Below are 3,123 nucleotides of genomic sequence, written 5' to 3' on the forward strand. Positions count from 1 at the left end.
CACAGGGACAAGGTCCCAACTACCATCGGCGCTAGAGAGCTTAACTTCCGTGTTCGGTATGGGAACGGGTGTGACCTCTCTGCCATCATCACCAAACTGATGAAGGTATATTCCTTCAAAACTAGATAACATTTGCTTCATATTATATGGTTAAGTCCTCGATCTATTAGTATTCGTCAGCTCCACATGTCACCATGCTTCCACCTCGAACCTATCAACCTGATCATCTTTCAGGGATCTTACTAGCTTACGCTATGGGAAATCTCATCTTGAGGGGGGCTTCATGCTTAGATGCTTTCAGCACTTATCCCTTCCGCACATAGCTACCCAGCTATGCCCTTGGCAGAACAACTGGTACACCAGCGGTGCGTCCATCCCGGTCCTCTCGTACTAAGGACAGCTCCTCTCAAATTTCCTACGCCCACGACGGATAGGGACCGAACTGTCTCACGACGTTCTGAACCCAGCTCGCGTACCGCTTTAATGGGCGAACAGCCCAACCCTTGGGACCGACTACAGCCCCAGGATGCGATGAGCCGACATCGAGGTGCCAAACCTCCCCGTCGATGTGGACTCTTGGGGGAGATAAGCCTGTTATCCCCGGGGTAGCTTTTATCCGTTGAGCGATGGCCCTTCCATGCGGAACCACCGGATCACTAAGCCCGACTTTCGTCCCTGCTCGACTTGTAGGTCTCGCAGTCAAGCTCCCTTATGCCTTTGCACTCTACGAATGATTTCCAACCATTCTGAGGGAACCTTTGGGCGCCTCCGTTACACTTTAGGAGGCGACCGCCCCAGTCAAACTGCCCACCTGACACTGTCTCCCGGGTCGATAAGACCCGTAGGTTAGAATTTCAATACAGTCAGGGCGGTATCCCACCAGCGCCTCCACCGAAGCTAGCGCTCCGGTTTCAATGGCTCCCGCCTATCCTGTACAAACTGTACCAAAATTCAATATCAGGCTACAGTAAAGCTCCACGGGGTCTTTCCGTCCTGTCGCGGGTAACCTGCATCTTCACAGGTACTATAATTTCACCGAGTCTCTGGTTGAGACAGTGCCCAAATCGTTACACCTTTCGTGCGGGTCGGAACTTACCCGACAAGGAATTTCGCTACCTTAGGACCGTTATAGTTACGGCCGCCGTTTACTGGGGCTTCAGTTCAGAGCTTCGCTTACGCTAACCCCTCTCCTTAACCTTCCAGCACCGGGCAGGTGTCAGCCCCTATACTTCGCCTTACGGCTTCGCAGAGACCTGTGTTTTTGCTAAACAGTCGCTTGGGCCTATTCACTGCGGCTTTCCGTTAAGAAAGCACCCCTTCTCCCGAAGTTACGGGGTCATTTTGCCGAGTTCCTTAACCAGAGTTCTCTCGCACACCTTAGGATTCTCTCCTCGCCTACCTGTGTCGGTTTGCGGTACAGGCACCTTTTATCTCGCTAGAAGCTTTTCTTGGCAGCGGGGAATCAAAGACTTCGCTCCATAAGGAGCTTCCCCATCACAGCTCAGCCTTCACGATAAGCGGATTTGCCTACTTATCAGCCTAACTGCTTGGACGTGCACAACCAATCGCACGCTTCTTCTATCCTTCTGCGTCCCTCCATTGCTCAAACGATAAAGAGGTGGTACAGGAATATCAACCTGTTGTCCATCGCCTACGCCTGTCGGCCTCGGCTTAGGTCCTGACTAACCCTGAGCGGACGAGCCTTCCTCAGGAAACCTTAGGCATTCGGTGGACGGGATTCTCACCCGTCTTTCGCTACTCATACCGGCATTCTCACTTCTAAGCGCTCCACCAGTCCTTCCGGTCTGACTTCACTGCACTTAGAACGCTCCCCTACCACTGATACCATTGGTATCAATTCGCAGCTTCGGTGGTGTATTTAGCCCCGGTACATTTTCGGCGCAGAGTCACTCGACTAGTGAGCTATTACGCACTCTTTAAATGGTGGCTGCTTCTAAGCCAACATCCTAGTTGTCTAAGCAACTCCACATCCTTTTCCACTTAATACACACTTTGGGACCTTAGCTGGCGATCTGGGCTGTTTCCCTCTTGACTACGGATCTTATCACTCGCAGTCTGACTCCTAAGGATAAGTCATTGGCATTCGGAGTTTGACTGAATTCGGTAATCCGATGAGGACCCCTAGTTCAATCAGTGCTCTACCTCCAAGACTCTAACACTTAAGGCTAGCCCTAAAGCTATTTCGGGGAGAACCAGCTATCTCCAGGTTCGATTGGAATTTCTCCGCTACCCACACCTCATCCCCGCACTTTTCAACGTGCGTGGGTTCGGGCCTCCATTCAGTGTTACCTGAACTTCACCCTGGACATGGGTAGATCACCTGGTTTCGGGTCTACGACCACGTACTAAACGCCCTATTCAGACTCGCTTTCGCTGCGGCTCCGCCTCTTCAGCTTAACCTCGCACGGGATCGTAACTCGCCGGTTCATTCTACAAAAGGCACGCCATCACCCATTAACGGGCTCTGACTATTTGTAGGCACACGGTTTCAGGATCTCTTTCACTCCCCTTCCGGGGTGCTTTTCACCTTTCCCTCACGGTACTGGTTCACTATCGATCACTAGGTAGTATTTAGCCTTGGGAGATGGTCCTCCCAGATTCCGACGGAATTTCACGTGTTCCGCCGTACTCAGGATACATTCAAGAGAGAACGAAGTTTCGACTACGGGGTTGTTACCCTCTGTGACGGACCTTTCCAGGTCGCTTCGTCTACCTCGTTCCTTTGTAACTCCGTATAGAATGTCCTACAACCCCAAGAGGCAAGCCTCTTGGTTTGGGCTAGATTCCGTTTCGCTCGCCGCTACTCAGGAAATCGCATTTGCTTTCTCTTCCTCCAGGTACTTAGATGTTTCAGTTCCCTGGGTCTGTCTTCCATACCCTATGTATTCAGGTAAGGATACCATACCATTACGTATAGTGGGTTTCCCCATTCGGAAATCTTCGGATCAAAGCTTACTTACAGCTCCCCGAAGCATATCGGCGTTAGTCCCGTCCTTCATCGACTCCTAGTGTCAAGGCATCCACCGTGCGCCCTTTCTAACTTAACCAAACTAAAATTAAAAAATATGAGCTACACTGTTATCTAGTTTTCAAAGAACATAC

2 rRNA genes are annotated in these 3,123 nt (G+C 51.0%); both read right to left on the bottom strand.

The features are described 5' to 3' along the window. Nucleotides 1-96, bottom strand: a 5S ribosomal RNA gene (rrf, locus tag KI356_RS08560); the annotation flags it as partial. Nucleotides 97-146: 50 nt separating this feature from the next. Continuing rightward, a 23S ribosomal RNA gene (locus tag KI356_RS08565) occupies nucleotides 147-3,068 on the bottom strand. Nucleotides 3,069-3,123 lie beyond the last annotated feature (55 nt).

The sequence above is a fragment of the Bacillus hominis genome, assembly GCF_018332515.1.
Taxonomy (GTDB): Bacteria; Bacillota; Bacilli; order Bacillales; family Bacillaceae_G; genus Bacillus_A; species Bacillus_A hominis.